General features: G+C 46.3%; 18 protein-coding genes. 13 read left to right on the top strand and 5 right to left on the bottom strand.

All coding sequences use genetic code 11. The features are described 5' to 3' along the window. The first annotated feature begins 297 nt into the window (after nucleotides 1-297). Together trpE and Q1A41_RS07465 are read left to right on the top strand one after the other, a co-directional pair. Nucleotides 298-1,779 carry an anthranilate synthase component I gene (trpE, locus tag Q1A41_RS07470; RefSeq protein ID WP_299976574.1) on the top strand — a complete coding sequence of 494 codons (1,482 nt, stop codon included), beginning with the start codon at nucleotides 298-300 and terminating at the stop codon, nucleotides 1,777-1,779. A gap of 144 nt (nucleotides 1,780-1,923) precedes the next feature. After that, entirely contained in the window at nucleotides 1,924-2,613 is a 690-nt protein-coding gene (locus Q1A41_RS07465; protein WP_299976571.1) for an SIMPL domain-containing protein, read from the top strand. 140 nt (nucleotides 2,614-2,753) lie between these two features. Here Q1A41_RS07465 and Q1A41_RS07460 read toward each other — a convergent pair whose 3' ends face one another. The 3 genes from Q1A41_RS07460 to Q1A41_RS07450 all read right to left on the bottom strand — a co-directional run bounded on the left by Q1A41_RS07460 (nucleotide 2,754) and on the right by Q1A41_RS07450 (nucleotide 5,321). Further along, a complete protein-coding gene (locus Q1A41_RS07460; protein WP_299976568.1) occupies nucleotides 2,754-3,374 on the bottom strand; it encodes a class I SAM-dependent methyltransferase in 621 nt (206 codons plus the stop codon). Nucleotides 3,375-3,472: 98 nt separating this feature from the next. Further along, nucleotides 3,473-4,711: a hypothetical protein gene (locus Q1A41_RS07455; RefSeq protein WP_299976565.1), complete on the bottom strand. Its 1,239-nt coding sequence runs from the start codon at nucleotides 4,709-4,711 to the stop codon at nucleotides 3,473-3,475. 37 nt (nucleotides 4,712-4,748) lie between these two features. After that, nucleotides 4,749-5,321, bottom strand: a complete 573-nt coding sequence (locus Q1A41_RS07450; RefSeq protein ID WP_299976562.1) for a tRNA-(ms[2]io[6]A)-hydroxylase — start codon at nucleotides 5,319-5,321, stop codon at nucleotides 4,749-4,751. A 234-nt stretch (nucleotides 5,322-5,555) separates the two neighbouring features. Here Q1A41_RS07450 and fabV point away from each other — a divergent pair, with 234 nt between their 5' ends. From fabV to Q1A41_RS07400, 10 genes are all read left to right on the top strand, one after another. Further along, complete coding sequence (gene fabV, locus Q1A41_RS07445) at nucleotides 5,556-6,743, top strand: enoyl-ACP reductase FabV (RefSeq protein WP_299976559.1); 1,188 nt, start codon at nucleotides 5,556-5,558, stop codon at nucleotides 6,741-6,743. Nucleotides 6,744-6,926: 183 nt separating this feature from the next. Next, nucleotides 6,927-7,808: an MBL fold metallo-hydrolase gene (locus Q1A41_RS07440; protein WP_299976556.1), complete on the top strand. Its 882-nt coding sequence runs from the start codon at nucleotides 6,927-6,929 to the stop codon at nucleotides 7,806-7,808. Between the two features lie 34 nt (nucleotides 7,809-7,842). Beyond that, the gene (locus tag Q1A41_RS07435; RefSeq protein WP_299976552.1) at nucleotides 7,843-8,886 is read left to right on the top strand and encodes an NADP(H)-dependent aldo-keto reductase; all 1,044 of its coding nucleotides are present in this window, start codon (nucleotides 7,843-7,845) and stop codon (nucleotides 8,884-8,886) included. A 261-nt stretch (nucleotides 8,887-9,147) separates the two neighbouring features. Continuing rightward, the gene (dapA, locus tag Q1A41_RS07430) at nucleotides 9,148-10,023 is read left to right on the top strand and encodes a 4-hydroxy-tetrahydrodipicolinate synthase (protein ID WP_299976549.1); all 876 of its coding nucleotides are present in this window, start codon (nucleotides 9,148-9,150) and stop codon (nucleotides 10,021-10,023) included. A 120-nt stretch (nucleotides 10,024-10,143) separates the two neighbouring features. Next, entirely contained in the window at nucleotides 10,144-11,367 is a 1,224-nt protein-coding gene (gene bamC / locus Q1A41_RS07425) for an outer membrane protein assembly factor BamC (RefSeq protein WP_299976547.1), read from the top strand. Nucleotides 11,368-11,380: 13 nt separating this feature from the next. Further along, the gene (locus Q1A41_RS07420; protein WP_299976544.1) at nucleotides 11,381-12,172 is read left to right on the top strand and encodes an MBL fold metallo-hydrolase; all 792 of its coding nucleotides are present in this window, start codon (nucleotides 11,381-11,383) and stop codon (nucleotides 12,170-12,172) included. A 46-nt stretch (nucleotides 12,173-12,218) separates the two neighbouring features. Then, the gene (locus Q1A41_RS07415; protein WP_299976541.1) at nucleotides 12,219-14,810 is read left to right on the top strand and encodes a YdbH domain-containing protein; all 2,592 of its coding nucleotides are present in this window, start codon (nucleotides 12,219-12,221) and stop codon (nucleotides 14,808-14,810) included. 47 nt (nucleotides 14,811-14,857) lie between these two features. Continuing rightward, nucleotides 14,858-15,043, top strand: a complete 186-nt coding sequence (locus Q1A41_RS07410) for a YnbE family lipoprotein (protein WP_299976538.1) — start codon at nucleotides 14,858-14,860, stop codon at nucleotides 15,041-15,043. A gap of 10 nt (nucleotides 15,044-15,053) precedes the next feature. Further along, nucleotides 15,054-15,377, top strand: a complete 324-nt coding sequence (locus Q1A41_RS07405; protein ID WP_299976534.1) for a YdbL family protein — start codon at nucleotides 15,054-15,056, stop codon at nucleotides 15,375-15,377. Between the two features lie 271 nt (nucleotides 15,378-15,648). Further along, nucleotides 15,649-15,924: a PilZ domain-containing protein gene (locus Q1A41_RS07400; RefSeq protein WP_299976531.1), complete on the top strand. Its 276-nt coding sequence runs from the start codon at nucleotides 15,649-15,651 to the stop codon at nucleotides 15,922-15,924. Nucleotides 15,925-15,944: 20 nt separating this feature from the next. On the opposite strand, the gene Q1A41_RS07395 is transcribed toward Q1A41_RS07400, so the two are convergent. Next, entirely contained in the window at nucleotides 15,945-16,391 is a 447-nt protein-coding gene (locus tag Q1A41_RS07395) for a hypothetical protein (protein WP_299976528.1), read from the bottom strand. Between the two features lie 160 nt (nucleotides 16,392-16,551). Here Q1A41_RS07395 and Q1A41_RS07390 point away from each other — a divergent pair, with 160 nt between their 5' ends. After that, a complete protein-coding gene (locus Q1A41_RS07390) occupies nucleotides 16,552-17,820 on the top strand; it encodes an HDOD domain-containing protein (RefSeq protein ID WP_299976525.1) in 1,269 nt (422 codons plus the stop codon). A gap of 44 nt (nucleotides 17,821-17,864) precedes the next feature. Here the strand turns inward: Q1A41_RS07390 and Q1A41_RS07385 are convergent, their stop codons facing one another. Continuing rightward, a complete protein-coding gene (locus tag Q1A41_RS07385) occupies nucleotides 17,865-19,259 on the bottom strand; it encodes a substrate-binding domain-containing protein (protein ID WP_299976522.1) in 1,395 nt (464 codons plus the stop codon). Nucleotides 19,260-19,326 lie beyond the last annotated feature (67 nt).

Raw genomic sequence — 19,326 nt, 5'->3', positions numbered from 1 at the left:
GATCTGCAGTCAATTTTAGTCTGTGGACAATTGTTAATTGCAGGCACCTTCAATTTGCGTGCACCTTAAGGAGCTAAGGCTGTGAATAAGCCTATGCATATCAACTACCACGCCCTCAGCTGGCGATGGCGCCCCTAAGCGAACCTTTAGCAAAGATCGTTATTATCTTTGCACCTCTAAAAAAACATTTACACATTAATTATTTAGCCGCAATACAAACGACGGCTAGCCCCTATAACTACACTCGAGCTTTGTGTGCTCTATATGTAGCTATTGGGTTTTTAGCAAGGCAATATCATGAGCTCTATTGACGTGAAAGCGCTGGCTTCGGCCGGTTATAACCGTGTACCTGTTCAGCGTGAAGTGCTGGCCGATCTGGATACTCCCTTATCCAGTTATTTGAAGCTGGCCCAGGGACCCTACAGTTACCTCTTTGAGTCGGTGCAAGGGGGCGAAAAATGGGGGCGTTATTCCATCTTAGGTTTGCCCGCACAAACGATACTTACTGCGCGAGGTGACCTGGTAGAGGTACGTCGGCAAGGAGAGCTGCTTGAAAGTTACACTTTAGCGGATCCGCTTAATTTTGTAGAAGAGTTCAAGGAACGCTACCGTAGTCCTGATATACCAGGCTTGCCGATGTTTACCGGTGGTTTGGTGGGCTATTTTGCTTACGATTGTGTGCGCTATGTTGAGCCCAAACTAAAGCCTTTGGTGAATGAGGATACCATCGGAACGCCGGATATTTTGCTGATGGTTTCAGAAGAGATATTAGTCTTTGATAACTTGGCCGGAAAAATAATCTTAATCAATCATGCTGAAATCAGTGGTGATGAAGCCAAGGATTTGGCTGCTATTGCAAAATCCGAAAAAGCTTTGTTAAAGCTAGAAGAAAAACTACGTGCTGCCACGCCCGCCACCTCAGCAATGTCTTTGCAAGCGAAGGGTGATACTGAAACAGATTTTCGTTCAAGCTTTGGGGAGCAAAATTTTCACCAAGCCGTGGATAAAATTAAAGACTATGTCTTAAGTGGAGATACCATGCAGGTGGTGGTATCACAGCGACTTTCGCTGCCCTTTGAAGCTGAGCCTTTAAATCTATATCGTGCATTACGCAGTTTAAACCCATCACCTTATATGTATTTTCTTGATCTCGGTGACCACCACGTAGTGGGTTCAAGCCCAGAGATTTTGGCGCGCTTAGAAAATAATGAGGTTACCGTAAGGCCAATTGCAGGAACCCGCCGTCGTGGTAAAAACGAAGAAGAGGATCTGGCACTAGAGCAAGATTTAGTAAGTGACCCTAAAGAAATTGCTGAACACTTAATGCTTATCGATTTAGGACGTAACGATGCAGGTCGTGTATCAAAAATTGGTAGCGTAAAGCTTACCGATAAAATGGTCGTCGAGCGGTATTCCCATGTTATGCATATCACCTCAAACGTTACCGGTGAGGTGCGTGAGGATATTAGTGCCATGGATGTTCTGCGGGCCGCATTGCCAGCAGGGACTCTATCTGGAGCGCCGAAGATTCGGGCGATGGAGATTATTGACGAGCTGGAATCGGAAAAGCGTGGGATCTATGGTGGTGCTGTGGGCTATCTTTCTTGGAATGGCAATATGGATACGGCTATTGCGATTAGGACTGCAGTGATTAAAGATAAAACACTTTATGTACAAGCAGGTGCTGGAGTGGTTGCGGATTCCAAGCCTGAGCTCGAATGGAAAGAAACTATGAATAAGGCTCGCGCTATCTTTCGGGCTGCCGAAATGGTGCTCTAGCGCAGCTCTGAATAATGCAGATTAGCTCATCGAGCAGATAAACGGCGCAAAACCTTAACTCGGTGAACCGTTTATAGGGAATTCAGTTCGGATTAAGCGGTCTGAGTGAAGTATAGGGTGTATCTACTTTGGAAGGAGAGTTCGATGAGAACCTTAGTTTGTGTATTGTTAGCCTGTTTTGCGTTCAGTGTTTCTGCCGAAGAGCTTAACTACAATGTCGTGAATATCAACGCCAGCGCCAAAACGGAGCTGGCCAATGATTTAATGGAAGTAACTTTAAGCAGTTACCACCAAGAAGAAAAAGCGGAGCGTGCCTCAAGTCAGGTTAATCGTGATATGGCGTGGGCAATAGATTTGCTAAAAAGAGCCCAAAACATAAAGTATCAAACTCGGGGCTACAATACCCACCCCAATTACAATCGAAGCAATCGCATCACTTCTTGGACGTCGAGTCAGCGCGTGGTTATTGAGAGCGATGACTTTGCTGCCATGGGTAATTTGTTGGTCAAATTACAAGAGCGCTTGAAAGTGGAAACCCTGCGTTTTACCACTAAGGATGAGACGCGTGATGCCGAACAAGACGAATTAACAAGTCGCGCATTAGCCGCTTTTAAGAAAAAAGCGGCTCTTGTGCAAAAGGCGATGGATGCCAAAGATTATCGTGTTGTCAATATGTCGATTAATCAGCAAGGGCATCACAATCCTCCGTTTTTACATGCTAGGGCAGAAATGAAATCAATGACGATGGATAGTGCGGCGCCTCATGTTGCAATGGAAGCTGGTGAATCTACCCTAAGCACCCAGGTGCATGGTTCGATTCAGTTGGTGTATTAATTTAGGGGCCGAGCTAGCCGTTGCCTAGGTCAGTTATTTTTCAGTCAGTTGGTCTTTAGGCCGCGATACTATTAGGCAGTTTCATTGAAACTGCCTTTTCTTTTTGGGCGCCCTTATTGTTACACGATTATGGGGAGTTCTCAGCGAATTTGAGCTCTCCCCCAAACATTAAAGCCCAATACTTTAGGTGTGGAGGGCAGGTAGGCACTATCTAGCTGTTTTATTTCAAATCCGCTATCACGTAGCATTTCAACAATTGGGCGATTCATATTGCAGCCCCCGGCAAACTTGCACCAGGTAGGGTTATATTTATCTTGTTTGCTGCGAACATGATGGTCAGGCGCTCGGCCGTGCTCAGCAAAGAGTAAATCGCCGCCTGGTTTTAAGACGCGGCGCATTTGCTCTAGAGCTTGTTGCCAGCCAGGAATCGTACAGAGGGTAAAGGTCAATACAATTGAATCGGCGCTGTCGTCTTCTAAGGGGATTTCTTCACCCGGTAGGCCTAACCACTCAACGTTAATAGGTGACTTGGCGAGGTTCTTCTGAGCTTTGCGGCGCATGCCTTCAGAAGGTTCTAAGCCCCACACCATATCAACTTTATCTTGCTCATAAAAAGGTAGGTTAAGCCCGGAGCCCATACCTATTTCTAAGACTTTGCCATAGGCCTGCGGAACGACCTTTTTGCGCTGATAGCGCATAGGTTTGGTATTGCAGGCCAGATCCAACAAGTGGGGAAGGACATATTTATCGTAAATGCTCATGCTATCGCCTTATTATTGTATTGCCGTTGCGTTTACTGATGGTTAGTTTTTGGAGCACTAATATACCATAGCTTAAAAAAGCTACAGTGACATGACGATTACTTTTCGTTGACAGAAGCTTGCCAGCGCTCCAGTTGGGCAAGACCTTCTTGTAAGGGAATACTGGGATAATGATGATCCCTTAGGTAGTGAATAAACTTCAGGCTATGAAACGCGTCAAACCAGTTATGGAACTCCGAAATAAGTTTGTCTGCTTTTACATTTTGCTGTTTTAGATGACGTAAAAACTTTTGTAGGCCCTGGTTTTCTAAAGCTGATTTTATTTTCGGATCTAGATCGGTCGATAGAATTTTCAAAGGATCCTGCAGCAGGTCTTTTAACGTATAAAAACACATGGGATGGTAGCTGGCGTAATTGCAGATGAGTAGCTTCTTTTCGATAATCTCACTGACGGCAGGGCCGGTCCCGAAAGGCGCCCGCTGGGAGAGTCGTGAATCGATATGAATTATTTGTTGGCCTAGAAAAGCAACATTCCCTTGCTTTGCAAGCTTGTTTAATAAGTAGAAATCTTCACCGGCAGCTCGTGGTGGAAATCCTCGTACTTCACAATAGGCCTGGTAGTGAAAGGCTAGGCATGAGCCTATGGTATAGAATGCGTAGGGTGATCCAGCCCAAGCGAGTCCTTGTTGATAATAATGTAGGCCCTTTTCGTAGAGCTTTGTACCCTCTGTGATAGCTTGCCTTGTTTGCTTATCTAAGGATTTATCGTCACAAGGGCTATGCTCAAAGGCAAAATGCGCAGCTACAACATTCGATTGGCCGTGGCCAGCTCCTTCGAGTTCACTGCTGTCAAAATAGTTGCAGGGCCAGGCGCAATCGGCATCGCTACTGTAAATCCAAGGGCTATTGATTTTCCCAGCTGCGATTAAATGCGCGATGATGTCGGCTGCAATTTTTCGGGCGAGGCCTACGCCTTCCTTGTGGGGGATGGCAAGGCCTTGGCTAAAACGATCTATAAGCAAGAGGGCGCTGTGATTTGGCCATTGTAAAAGATGTAAATGGTTTTTCTGCCAGCATTCTTTCCCGCTTTTCTTTGCCTTGTCCCAAAGAGCCTTGTTTTGACTTCTATCATCTTGACTGTCCCCTTGGTTGACCACTAAAACCAATAGGGTATTTCCTTGTGCAGTGCAAAATCTTTGGCAGTTTTCGATCAGCGATGACGGTTCATCTTTCGCTGGGATAAGCATGGCCCTTTGAAAACTTGCGGGCCAGTCTTGTAGCAATTGCGTTTCACTGGCCGCGTAGCGTTGTAGGTATTGTTGTACGCTCTTTTTCATAGCGACTAATTCATGGCGGTTTAGTTCGCAGCTGCGATTAGTGTAGGGCGGATCGAATCGGTAGTTTTTCAACAATTGCCGCTTCAATATCTAATAACTCATCTAGGCGGCTTGCTACGCTGTCTTGAGGGAAATACAAGCATGCAAGATCTTCAAAAAGACTGTCATGTTTTGCTTCACTGGCGGCTATGTTGCGATAAAACTTTTTTAAACTACCTTCGGGCAACGCTTCGGCTACCAAGCCAAAGCGCTCGCAGCCACGCGCCTCGATGACGCTGCCGAGCAATAGGCGGTCTAGAAAATAGGCATCACTGCCTTTGCGAATCGATTTACGAAACTCATTTACGTAAGCGTCTTTACTATCGGCTTGAAGTGTTAAGCCGCGCTCGTGCATGATCTTCACCACCTGCTTAAAGTGCACCATCTCTTCAATACTTAAATCGATCATGGCGTTTACCAGCTCAATTTTGTCTGGATAGTGGCTGAGCATGGAGTTAGCCATACCGGCGGCTTTCTTTTCGGCTGCCGCATGGTCAATTAAAAAGCTGTCTAAATCCTGTAGGACGGCATCGGTCCAAGCTGTTGGGGTGGCAAAGCGTAGCTTGCTCATGGTGATGGCTATTCCTTGGTACAAAAGGGGGCATTATAGCCAGTTGCAAGGCAAATTTGCGCTTACAGTTGGCCCAAATGGCTGCTTTATCTCTAACAGCGCCCTATAATGGGCGGCAAAACAGGTGTTTTGTGGCTGTGCTGCTGTCTAAAAAACAAGCGCTGTGATCTTCACTGCTAGCTTCAACACTCGCTAAACCCAATTGTGCATAATCTGTACTGCAAAGGTGAAACAATGATTATTAAACCAAAAGTTCGTGGCTTTATTTGCACCAACGCTCACCCTAAAGGCTGTGCTGCCCACGTCAACCAGCAAATTGATTACTTGAAAGCGCAAGGCCCCATTGAAGGTGCCGCCAAAAAAGTATTGGTGATCGGCTGCTCTACGGGTTATGGCCTTGCTTCACGGATTGCCGCGACTTTTGGCTCTGGCGCTGATACCTTGGGTGTCTGTTTTGAAAAGCCGCCAACCGAGCGCAAAACCGCATCAGCCGGCTATTATAATACGGCGGCATTTCATGCCGCTGCTAAAGAGGCTGGGGTTTACTGCGAAACCATCAATGGCGATGCCTTCTCAAATGAGTGTAAAGCTCAAACTATCGAGATGATTAAAGCCGATATGGGCAAGGTGGATTTGGTGGTATACAGCTTGGCATCACCTCGCCGTACAGATCCCAATACTGGTGAAACCTATAACTCAACCTTAAAGCCGGTGGGTAAAAGCTATACCGCGAAAAATCTAAATACTGACAGTTTGAAGATCAGTGATATCACTCTTGATCCAGCCAATGAAGAAGAAATCGCCAACACCGTTAAGGTTATGGGTGGTGAAGATTGGGAAATGTGGATGCAAGCTTTGGCTGATGCCGATGTGTTGTCCGAAGGCGCTAAAACGGTTGCTTATACCTATTTGGGTGAAAAGTTAACTTGGCCTATTTATGGTCACGCTACCATTGGTAAAGCAAAAGAAGATCTAGATCGTGCAGCTTTAGCGATTGCTTCCGCGCATGATGGCTTGGCTGTACAGGCCAATGTTGCGGTTTTAAAAGCGGTGGTTACACAAGCTAGTTCAGCGATCCCTATCATGCCTTTGTACATTTCTTTGATGGCCAAGGTGATGAAAGAAGAGGGAACCCACGAAGATTGTATCGAGCAGGCCTATCGCTTATTTACTGAGTGTTTGTACAATGATTCGCCGCGCTTGGATGATGGTAATCGTTTCCGTGTTGATGACAAAGAGCTGCGACCTGAAACCCAGGCGAAAATCGAAGCCCTTTGGCCACAGGTTACCGAAGAAAACTTGTTTGAGCTGACCGATTTTAAAGGCTACAACGAAAACTTCTTGCGTCTATTTGGTTTTGGCTTGGACGGTGTAGATTACGAAGAAGATGTTGAAACCTTAGTTGATGTCGAGCTGAAATAAGCCAACTCTACATTGATGACACAAACCACTTAACGGCCGGTCATTCCGGCCGTTTTGCTGTAAAGCAAAATAAACTATGCTGCTAGGCAGAGAAAATAACAGCTGCCTACGACAAAAAATGATAAGTGTATAAACACAGTTAAGCAGCGCCTGTAGATTGTGAGAGTTTGATTAGGTAACACCATGGCACAGATGGAATCCAAATTGCTCGAGATTGAGATCGAGCCAGGCACTGCCAGTAAGCTTAGCCCCTTGTTGCGTCGTGTCACCGCCCCCAATCCGAGCGTGATGACCGGGCCCGGCACCAATAGTTATATCGTCGGCAATAAAGAATTGGCCGTCATCGATCCTGGCCCAAGCATCAGTAGCCATGTATCTGCCCTATTAGGCGCCTGCGAAGGCGCGAAGCTACGTTGGATCATAGTGACCCATACTCACCCTGACCATTCGCCTGCAGCGATGCTTTTGGCCGAGGCGACAGGTGCAGAATTAATTGGGGCGACCATAGAAGATGATGGTCATCAAGATACTAGCTTTAAGGCCGATCGTGAGTTGAGTGATGGGGATTTATTTAGCAACGATGAATTTACCTTGCGAGCGGTGCATACGCCTGGTCACGTGGGTAACCATTACTGCTTTTTTCTAGAAGAAGAGAAGACGCTTTTTACTGGCGATCATATTATGCAAGGCACCACTGTAGTGGTGATACCACCCAGCGGTGATATGGCCGAATACCTGCACTCATTGGAAAAGCTCAAAGAATTGCATGCTGAGTTTCTGGCGCCCGCTCATGGCCACGTGATGTTGGATGCAGAGTCAGTCATTCAAGGTTTGATCGATCACCGTATGGCGCGTGAAGCAAAAGTGCTGGCGGCATTTGAGCGCATTGCATCAGGCACTTTGGAGCAGCTGCTCCCTCTTGTATATGACGATGTTGACCCCAAGGTTTTGCCCGTGGCTAAAATTGCCTTATGGTCACATTTGCTGAAATTAGAAACAGATGGTCGGGCGCAAAAGCACGCAGCTGAAACAATAGATCGTGAAGTTTGGACCCTGCTGTGCTAAATAAAAACTGCCCTAGACTGTAACGGAGAAAAAGATGAAGTATCGCCAACTTGGTAATACCGATGTTGATGTTAGTCTGATTTGCTTAGGTACCATGACCTATGGGGAGCAGAATACCCAGCAGGAAGCTTTTCAACAAATGGATTATGCCTTTGAGCAAGGCGTGAATTTCTTTGACGCTGCAGAGATGTACCCTGTTCCACCAAGACCAAGCACCCAAGGCAGTACTGAAACAATCGTGGGTAACTGGCTGAAAGAGCGTGGTCTGAGAGATAAAATTACCTTAGCCAGTAAAGTAACGGGGCGCGGTGATAATAACCCAGGAATGGAGCATGTACGTGGCGGCCCGCGCTTGAGTGCCGATCATGTCCAACTAGCCTGTGAAGGTTCTTTAAACAGGCTGCAAACAGATGTTATCGATCTGTATCAGGTGCATTGGCCTGAGCGCCCTGCTAATTTCTTTGGGCAGCTGGGTTATCGACACCGTGAAAGTGACGATATCGCCATTCACGAGACTTTGAGCGCGTTGGCCAAATTGGTGGAGCAGGGCAAGGTCCGCTATATCGGTCTTTCTAATGAAACGCCTTGGGGCGTGATGGAGTATCTACGGTTGGCCAAGGAATACAACTTGCCAACCGTTGTGAGTATTCAAAACCCCTACAATTTATTAAATCGTAGCTTTGAAGTGGGTTTGGCTGAAATGTCGATTCGTGAAAAGGTGGGCTTATTGGCTTATTCACCATTGGCGTTCGGCGTTCTCAGTGGTAAATATCTCGGCGGCAAGCGACCAGCCGGTGCGCGCTTAACCTTGTTCGAGCGCTTTTCCCGTTATACCAATGCTAATTCCACGGCGGCTACTGAGGCTTACGTGAGTTTGGCAAATGAGCTGTCGCTAGATCCTGCACAGATGGCTTTGGCCTTTGTGAATCAACAGGCGTTCGTAAGCAGCAACATTATCGGCGCCACCACTATGGAGCAGTTGCGTAGCAATATCGCCAGCGTGGACGTTGAGCTCGATAAAGAGGCGCTAAAGGCTTTAGATAAACTGCATAGTAAATACCCTATTCCTGCGCCGTAGCAATTTTGGCTATGCCGCTCTAAAAGAGCAGGACTTGGGGGTGGCTCTTCTGCTCCCAAGGCGCAACTCGTCATTGTGGTGCTGATCTTTAAATGATCAATCTTCCCCCTGTCTTTGGCTACAGCGCCAAATTTGATTCGATACGCTGATATTTTGCTGTGAATTGTGGCTTTATCCGCGCGACATGCACCGCAAGCCTTGTGCCAAAGCGGGGGCGCCAGTAACATTACCGCTTTGCCATTTTAGTAGCCGGAGTAAACAATGATTCAAGGTAGTATGGTTGCCCTCGTCACCCCAATGGATGCCGCTGGCAACTTGGATTGGGACAGCCTCGCCAAATTGGTCGACTGGCATGTAGAGCAGGGCACCAATGCCATTGTGGCTATGGGTACTACCGGTGAATCCGCTACTTTGGCTGTACAAGAACATATGGCGGTAGTAAAGGCTGTTATCGATCAGGTAGCTGGTCGTATCCCCGTTATCGCCGGTACCGGCGCAAACAGCACAGCTGAAGCGGTAGAGCTTACTGCTGAAGCTAAAGATCTTGGCGCAGATGCCTGCCTATCGGTAACGCCGTATTACAATAAGCCAACCCAAGAGGGCTTATACCAACACCATTTGCATATCGCCAAGGCCGTAGAGATCCCTCAAATTCTATATAATGTGCCGGGTCGTACTGGTGTAGACATGTTGGCTGAGACAGCTCTGCGTCTAGCTGAGGTGGATAACATTGTTGGAATTAAAGAAGCTACTGGTGATATGGATAGGGCAAAGGCCATTATCGATGCCAAGCCTGCTGACTTTGCGGTTTATTCTGGCGATGATGAAACGGCTGTCGAGTTGATGCTAATGGGCGGACATGGTGATATCAGTGTAACGGCGAACGTTGCCCCTAATTTGCTGTCCAAGCTTTGCCAACTTGCTATAGCCGGCGAAGTCGAACAGGCGCGCGCGCTGCAAGAAGAGCTTATGCCGCTGCACCAGTCAATGTTTGTTGAATCCAACCCGATACCGGTGAAATGGGCGGTAGCGGAGATGGGCTTGATGCAGCATGGTCTGCGTTTGCCTATGACCCATCTAGCAGAGCAATATCATGCACAGGTACGTTCAGCGTTGGCAGCGTTGAAACTGATTTAATTAATAGCTATTGGGTTTTCGAACCCTGAAGGCATGCTGCTAGGCTCAGTGTTAGAGTCATCAGTACAGAACAATAAGAGCCTAAATCTTAGGACCAAAACGAAGGATAAACAGCTAATCATGTATACAAGACCTTTTAAGCCCCTATTGCTGGCGGCAGCTGTTGTAGCTGTTAATGGTTGTAGCTATCTGACTGGGGACGATGGCATGTTTCGTGATCGTGGCAATGACTACCAAGATGCGGTAGAGATTGCGGCGATGAAAATGCCCGAGCAGGTTGATAAAGCCTCTACCCAAGAGTTATATGTGATTCCTCCTGTGTCGCGTGCTAATGCTCAAGCGGATGAAGAAATTACAGCTTTAGACTTTGCCGTTCCGCGTCCTTTGCCACTCGGTGCTAGTGCTTTTGGTGAACACGTTAAAATTCAAAAATTAGCTGACCGTCGCTGGATTTTGGCAGGCTTGCCGCCCAGTGAAATTTGGCCGAAGGTTCGCCACTTCTTAGGAAGCAATGGCTTGCGAGTGGTCTATACCGATGCCATCAACGGTATCATCGAAACGGGTTGGTTGCAGTTTAAAGAATCCACTGAGACCAAAGATCGTTATCGCATCCAGATGGAGCAGGGTGTTCAGCCTGATAGCACTGAGATTCATGTCTTGCACCTAAGTGTGCCTTCTGAGGTAAAAGGTGATGGCCAGGTAAATTGGCCCAAGCGCTCGATTAATGCAGAGCGTGAAGCTTGGTTGGTTGATGAGCTTGCGGGTAACTTGGCTGCACAAGGTGACTCGGGTGGCGCAACTTCATTGCTCGCACAAACCATTGGTGGTGGCGCAAAGATTGCCATTAAAGATGTTGATCGCGAACCTGTACTGAGTATGGCATTAGGATTAACCCGCGCTTGGGCGACGCTTGGTCATGCGGTCACTCAGCAGGGTATGGTGCGCTATGATGAAAACGCTAATACAGGCGTTTACTACATTAATTTTGGCACGGTTAATACCGCTGAAGAAGAGCAGGGTTTCTTCTCTCGCATGTTTAGCTTTGGTGATGATGAAGAGGAAGTCGAAATACCTGTTAGCGAAGAAGTTGCAGAAAAATCACCCTATACTCTGAATGAAATCTTAAGCAATCTACCGCTGCAAGATCCAGATGTGGCTAACTTGTTTCCAAAACTGGAAGGCAGTGACGAAGCTCGCAAGCTAGAAGATGTGCCTGGTTATCTATTGATTATTGCAGGTGAAGACGGCGATCTTCAGGTTCACATACGTGATGCTTACGGTCAGCGTTTAGCTCGTAAGGACGCCGATGATTTGCTGAAGCACATTCGTCGTAATTTGATTTAATTATGGAGTCGATGTGAGGTTTGCATCACTCGGAAGTGGCAGCCGTGGTAATGCCACGGTTGTTCAAGCGGGCCGCAGTTGCGTATTAATGGACTGCGGTTTTACTATTAAAGAGACCGAAAAGCGCTTGGCCGCGCTTGATCTCTGCGCTAGCGATATTGATGCTATCGTAGTCACTCACGAGCATGGCGATCATATCAAAGGTGTTCCTGCATTCGCTCGTAAACATGGCATGCCGGTGCATATGACCCCAGGTACTTATCGTGCTCGCGACCTGGGAAAAATTCCTGAACTCGTTCTGATTGAAAATTATCAAAGTTTTCAGCTTGGTGATTTGCATATTGAACCTGTTGCCGTTCCGCACGATGCGAGGGAACCCGCGCAATTTATTTTTAGCTACCAGCAACTACGCTTGGGGGTGCTTACAGATTTGGGCAATGTGAGTGCTCATGTTGAGAAGTGCTACCAAGACTGTGATGCGTTGTTGCTTGAGGCCAATCATGACTCTATGATGCTGGCGATGGGGCCTTATCCTCCATCGCTCAAGGATAGGGTTGGCGGGCCATGGGGGCATTTAAATAATCAGCAGGCTTTGCGATTTGTTAAATCGCTCGACTTAATTCGCTTGCAGCAATTGGTGATAGCTCATATTAGTGAGAAAAATAATGCCCTGAGTAAAGTTCAGGAAGTCTTTCAGGACTTTAAGGGGCAGCTAGAAGAGTTGCACTTTGCCAATCAAGATGAAGGCTTTGATTGGGTATATGTGGGGCAAGCGCTAAGCGAGAAAATTGCCGAGCATTCATAATCAGTTGCTAGTAAGTACAAAGGCTGTCGGAACAAGGAGCGGCATCATGCCAATGGGTCGATCACAGCTGCTGCTAAAATCGTTTAAACTTCTGTCGCTAGCTGCAGTGCTTATCCTGGCGCTGCTTACCATTTTTTTATATGTACTAAATTACAATTACTCTCTTACAGCAAAGCTGCTTGGACTTTGGCGCAATGACATCAAGCATCTTGAGTACCAAGCTTTCGAGTTTAGTTCAGAACAAGGGTTTTGGTGGCTAAAGAGCCCTTCTTTTTCATTTCAGCATCAAGCTGGTGAGCTATCTACCGAGCAACTCAACATTAAGTTCAGGCCTTGGCATTATTGGCCAAAGGAAATTCAGCTGAATCGTTTAGAGTATCGATTGCTAGATGTATCTGCAGAGCAACAAAATGATGCGGCCATAGAAGATAAGCAAACGCCTCTCAGTCAGACCTTTGAAGATAGCTTGCAGCAACTGCGTGATTTGAAGCCCTTTAAACTGCGAGTGGATACACTGCAGTTATCCCACGAAGAAAATAGCTTATTGGCCAAGCTAGATTGGCAGCATGGGGAACAAGAGAATTTTCAACTGTCGGGGCAGATCAGTGCGGCAGAGGTAAGACCTGAGCCCTTAGCATTCGAATTGCAAGTACAACAAAGCTGGCAAGAGGATAAACCTATTATTGCTGGCAGTTTTGGTTTGCAAGACATTGCTTCGGCCAAGCTCACCGCTCAGTTTATAGACAAACAATATCAAATTGATTGGCAAGGTCAGTGTTCAGTCAGCAAGCTTTTGATCCTGGCGAAAGAGCTTCCATATTCTGAATTAGCGGATCTAGATAGCGTTCGGGCAATCAAAGGCGAGGACATCAGTGCTTTCGGTAAGATTCAGCTCGATAATGATTTTACGCCGCTTCAATTTAGCGGGGTGATCCCGCCCTTTAGCGAACAATCTATTGAACTAAAAATAGCCGAGCTTGAACTCGAGGGTAAGTTTGTTTTACAAGAAAAGCTTGAATTACAGTGGCAGCCGCAGGAGCTGTCATTTGCCTTGGGTCAGACTTCTGTTTTTGTTGACGCCAACAAGCTCGGTAAACTTCAGCTAAGGCTATCATCACAACAGACTTGTAACTTAGACAGCTGCTTGATTGATGTGCAGGGAAACTCAAGCAATAGTGACTTACAGGCTTGGCATTCCTTGGGCCTGTTGCCAGAAAATACGAGCGGATATGTAGATTCGTTAGGCTGGTCTGGCCCCCTTCAAATGCGTTTAGCAGAACGCTCATTACAATGGCGCGGTGATAGTAAGATGTTGCTTAGTGAGCTGCATTTAGCCCCATCAGAAATCTCGCAGACAAAAATCGAAATTAACCAACTAGAAGCCAATGCAAATATGCAGGGTGGTTCATTCATGGTTAATGTAAGTCTGCCTAAATTAAGCATAGAGGCAAAACAGCTGAACTTAGCCCCTGACTTACTTAGCGAGCGGGTAACCGTATTACTCGAAGATCTTACGTTCGACATGGCCAAGTCATTTGAATTGAGTGGAAAGTGGAGCTTGAACGTAGGCCTGAGTGAGCTTCAGCAAACGCGTGTAGCAGGCTTGTTGGCTGATGGCGAGTTAACATTTGATGGCCGGCAATGGCTATTTAATGGCCTGCTTGCCAGTGATATGGCTCGTCCTATTTTGGCCGTTCAAGGTTCTCATAGGTCGCTAAAGAATACAGCTGAAGGGAAATTACAGTGGCAAATGAAATTGGACGATTTTACGGCCACAGACGGATTGGCGCAGCGTTTTGCACATTGGCCGCTAGATGGGAACCTTCTTAATGGTAAGCTGGATGCATCGGGCCAACTCTCTTGGCAGCTAGGTTCAAAATTTCATTGGAATACGACTGGCGTACTTACGTTTGAAGAGCTCGGCGGTGTCTATCAAGACGTCGGTTTTCTGGGCCTGCAAGGGCAGCAGCACTGGCAACTAGACTCCCGCGAGTCGGTAGATATTCATGGTGCGATAGCTCTGTCGAGTTTAGATATTGGCTTAGAGCTTAAATCATTAGCGCTGCAATACCAGTTAAGTGAGTTAGACGCCATCACTGTAAAAGATTTTAGGGCCAACTTACTTGATGGCAAGCTTTCAAAGCAAGAGCTGCAGTTGCGCTTTGAGGATGGCTTGCTGTCCAGTTCTAAGGGCTACTTGGATATAGAGCAAGTAAAGCTGCAAAGTTTACTGTTAGCGGCGGATTATGACGGCCTCGATGCCACTGCGACTTTGAGTGGTCGCTTACCCTTTGCGATAAAGGCAAATCAGTTGTTTATCGAAAAGGGTAAATTGTCTGCAATAGAGCCTGGTTATATTCGTTATTCTGGTTTAGCGGACAGCGGAAACCCTTTAATGGATGTGGTGTCTGAAGCTTTAAGCAACTACCACTATGAGCAGTTAACAGCGGATGTAGAGTACGATGACAGTGGTTATTTGCAAATGGCCGTAGTGTTGCAAGGCAAAAATCCTGAATTTCAAGATGGACGCCAAGTGAATTTGAATTTAAATATCAGCGATAATGTACCCAATCTCATTAAAAGCCTTCAGGCTGGGCGTATTGTCACAGACGTGATCAGTGAAAAGCTAATGCAGTAGCGATTTTGCTGTAAGATCAATCGAGTTTTGTTTAATGGAGCTAAAAGATGAATAGAGCTTTGTTTGTTTTGGCGATGGTTTTTGGGCTTGCGGCTTGTACCCCAACGGTACAAGTCGCTGTGCCTGATAAGCCTATCGAAATCAATCTAAATGTAAAAATTGAGCATGAAATCAAAGTTAAAGTCGACAAAGAGCTTGATGGTATGTTTGAAGAAGATAGCGGACTATTTTAACGGGGGAGCTATGAAAAAATTAATGATTGCGGCCTTAGCGGCTTTATTTTCAGTACAGGTTTTTGCAATTGATTTAGCAAGTGCTAAGGCGAAAGGCCTGGTGGGTGAACGTAGTGATGGTTATTTAGGTTATGTTGTTAAGCCTGCTAGCACTGATATTCAGCAGTTGGTTAAGACTATTAACAATAAACGCCGTGATAAGTTTCGCCAAACAGTGGGCAAAACTGGTGCGACCTTAGACCAGGTATCTAAACGCTTCGCCCAGCGTGCGTATGAGAAAACCGCTAAAGGTAATTATGTGCAAAATGCCGCTGGCCAGTGGGTCAAGAAATAAGGCCGTTCACACTGTTCAATGTTTGCGCAGTTCTCTCTCGCCCCCTATATTTAATGGGGGCTGACAAACACCCCAAAGCTGTGAACAGGTTTATCCACAGAATCTGTGCATAACTGAGTTGTGGGTAAATTCGCATAACTGGGTTTTTGTATCTGGTTTCAAGCGGAATAAAATCTTATACTGCTGATCGGCTTTAAAAGGACTGTGATGCCAATGCTGTTTGGCTCACTTAAGCAATTAAAACAGAATAAGAGCTATTTCAGGGGATGCTATGAGTGGGGATGATCGCCGGCGTTTTGAGCGAAAACCGACTTCTATTCGTGTCGAAATTACTCATCCTGCCTTTGGCACTATTATTGGGTTTGCTAGAGATGTCTCTGACGGCGGAGCATCCGTGCTGATTGAAAATCAACCTTTGCCTCCTGTTGGAACCGTGGTGCAAGTGCGATTTAAAAAGCTGGTGGGAAGTATTAATAGTGAGCCCACTGCGATGAGGGTAATGCACCAGCATCGCAATGTGGTCGGCTTAATGTTTGCGCCTCATTAGCGCCACTCTCTTAGCGATTTCTAAGGGCAGCTCTTCGCTTTAACTTCTATTTCTTGTTTGGCTCGTAAAGCGGCCACCTGGCTACAGTCCACAGAGCTGTTTTTATCAAGATTAACTTCTTTCAATTGTGGTAAGCGGTTGAGTTCTCCAATATCGCGAATATGATTTGATGACAAATCTATTTGAGCAAGACTGACAAAGATCGCTAAGCCGGTAAGCTCAGTAATATCCGCATGGCTGCAATTCAAGTAATCTAGCTGTCCCGCATGCTGTATTTGCTCATCATTTATGCGTTGACTTACGCAGTTTCGCAAATTCTTATCGGGAATGTCATAGGCCCTGAAGACTTCACGTGCCTGCCCAATGGCCTGCTCATTAATGCTCAAGCGGTAGCCATCGCAAGCTGCTAAGCCTGCTGCTGTAGCTGCGAGTAGCAGAGATCGTAGAAAGGTAGATTTGCGTGCCATTTGGGCAACCCTTATTAACAAAATTGACCACATGATAGGCGCTTCCAATAGGGAATGCTATTGATAGCTGGACTATACTGAACAGAGAACTAAATTTTGGCTTAAGCAATCTGTTAATTAGCCGCTAACGAATGTGAAGATACAATGTGATAAGCAGTTTATGTCCAGCGAAATAGAATTATCAGAATTACGACGGTTTGAGCCCTTCGACTCCATGAGCGAAGACCAGTTGTCTATTGTTTGTAACCACAGTCAGCGCCGAGTTTTACGTTCTGGGGAGGTGGTGTTTTGCGCCGGTGATAGAGATGCGCAGGACTACTTTCTGCTAAAAGGGCAACTGCAGCTAGTGTCTAATGATCAGAAAAGCCGTGTGTTCAGCGACGAAGACCCGATGGCTTACCGTCAGGTGTCAAAATTGCGACCGAGACAATATACGGTTTCTGCAATGGGTGCAGTAGAGCTTTTGGTGGTTAAGTCCTTTGATTACGACAGCCCCAAGAGCAAAAGCATGGATTCGCCTGATTATCTTGAGGCGAGCCTTTTAGATTATGGTGTTGATGAGGTTTCGGAAGAATCGCAGGGCGATATTGATTTATTTCGCGAAGTGCAAGCTGCATTAGAAAGTGATGATTTAAAACTGCCTAGTCTGCCCCAAGTAGCTATTCGAATTGGCGAGCTGGTTGAATCAGATTTGGCCAGCGCAGAGTCCGTAGCCGATTTAGTGAACACCGATCCTGCTATAGCGGCGAAACTGTTACGCATTGCGAATAGTTCCCTATACGGCTCTTTAGGGCGCTGCGAAACAACTCGCGATGCCATTGTAAGGCTTGGCTTGGGCGCAACTCGACAACTGGTTATGGGATTTGCGCTACGTGATTTGTTTAATAGCGACGATAAAGCATTGCGAGCTAAGTTACGGCAGAGTTGGATAGAAAGCCTTGAAGTTGCTGCTTTAGCGATGGTGATTCGCGAAATGCTGATTGCCCCTACTTACTCATCAGAGGAAGCTCTGCTTGCAGGTTTGTTGCATGATATTGGTGTGGTGGGCCTCTTAGGTTTGTTCTTGGCTCAACCGGGCCTACTCAAGGAGGATGCGGATATCGATGGTCTCATAGCCGAGTTTAAAGCCGATGTGGGTGCAGAGATATTGCGTAAATGGCAAATTGCCGATCAGTACATAAGTGTTACTGAGCAAGCTGAAAACTGGCAGCGCACACACTCTGCATCAGCCGACTTGTGTGATTTAATACAGGTAGCCATTTTGCATCGCTACCTTAATAATCGAGTACCACTGCCGATGGCCAGGCTAACCGAAGTCCCTGCTATAAAGAGACTCCCCCTTAAGGAGAGTTACTCGCCAGAAACCTCGCTGGAAATTTTAAAGCAGGCAAAGGAAAAGATCTTAGAAATAAAAGGTCTATTTGATTAATTAAGGTCTTTTTTCAGCTAGTGCAAGAATTCTAAATCTAATGCTTAGCGCCAAGCCATACTGAGTGACTCGGTATGGCTGTTCTCTGGAACTAACCACACTTCTACTCTTCGGTTTTTAATTCGTTTGGAGCTGCTATTGGTGGCAACCGGTTTGAATGCGCCAAAGCCTGCTACTGGCAAGGTACTAATTCCCTGGTGGCGCAAAGCGGACTTCACTGCTGATGCGCGAAGTTTAGAAAGAATGTGAGCGCGACGCTCACTTTGTTTTTCATCGCCAAAACCAATGAGCAATAAGCGCATGTGGCGATTTTCGGCAAGCTGTAAAAACTGGCTCAAACGAATAATATCTTGGCGGGCTTTATTGTCTAAAGATGCGCTGCTTGGTTTGAAGCGAAAATTTAGGCTTAGGCGTTTAGCGCTGTGCGTTAACTTTAGATATTCATTCGGACCCTGACGATCCTCTAGATTATCTACCGCTACAGGGTTTTGTGAAATGAATCCTACCTCTTCAACAACTTCCTGTCCCATCCGTCCATGTACAAAGGATAAAAAATCACTGACAGCCCAGTTGCGAGAAGAGGGGGCGGTGTATAAATGTAAACGACGGGCTAAGGGGTAATCTTCTGTTGCGATAGTCATATGCAGTGGTTGTAGGGCAACAGTATTTTCATCTGATACCGAAAGCGCTTTGGCCTGTCGGACTGATGCGAGACCGACAAAACCAATTCCTTGTGGATCGGCGGTTACAGTATCAGAAAGTAAGTCATTCGATTCAAAGCGTTTAGCGGATTCAGATAAAGGAATCTTTTTAGCTAATACTAGATTTTTGAAGGTGTCCCAAGTGCCCGAGTTGTTGTCTCGGGCATATATATTGATAGCACCGGAGTAGTTCGAACTCAGTTGGTTCCAGTTATGAATTTCACCTGAGAAAACTCTGGCTATCTGCTGTACGCTGAGCTGAGAAATCGGGTTGCTTGGATGAACGATAACCGCGATGCCATCAATAGCGATGACGTGCTCGGCTTTAAGGTTGAGCATATCCCCAAGTGCTCGTAGCTTTTTAACCTCTTTGCCTTTGATGGGGCGGGATGACATGGCGATATCAGCGCTATCGTTATGTAAAGCTCTAAAGCCTGTGCTCGAGCCATGCGCGGCGATATCTATATATACTTCTCTACCTTGTAGTTGTCCGCTAATTTTATATTCATTTTCTACATTGCTGGGTAAAATACGCACTTCTTGTACGCCATTATGTTCAAGGTAAAGCTTGGCGAGGTTGGGCCCTAAGCTTGCACCAATTGTGTTGGAGCCTTTCATGGTGAATAAGGCTTGCTGAGTAGGATTAAACGCCCAATTTTCATTGGCGTACAGCTGGCCAGCCAAAGATAGTAAAATGAGGGAAAAGCAACAGCTAAACAGTTGGCGTAAAGAAATCATATTGTGTGTATCTCGGTATGTATTGAGACCTCTTGCCGAAAGCAAGCAAAATTTCGGTTAAGGTTCT

Origin of the sequence: uncultured Pseudoteredinibacter sp. (genome assembly GCF_947502065.1) — a bacterium.
Classification (GTDB): domain Bacteria; phylum Pseudomonadota; class Gammaproteobacteria; order Pseudomonadales; family Cellvibrionaceae; genus Pseudoteredinibacter.
This window is presented reverse-complemented; position numbering and strand designations above follow the sequence as displayed.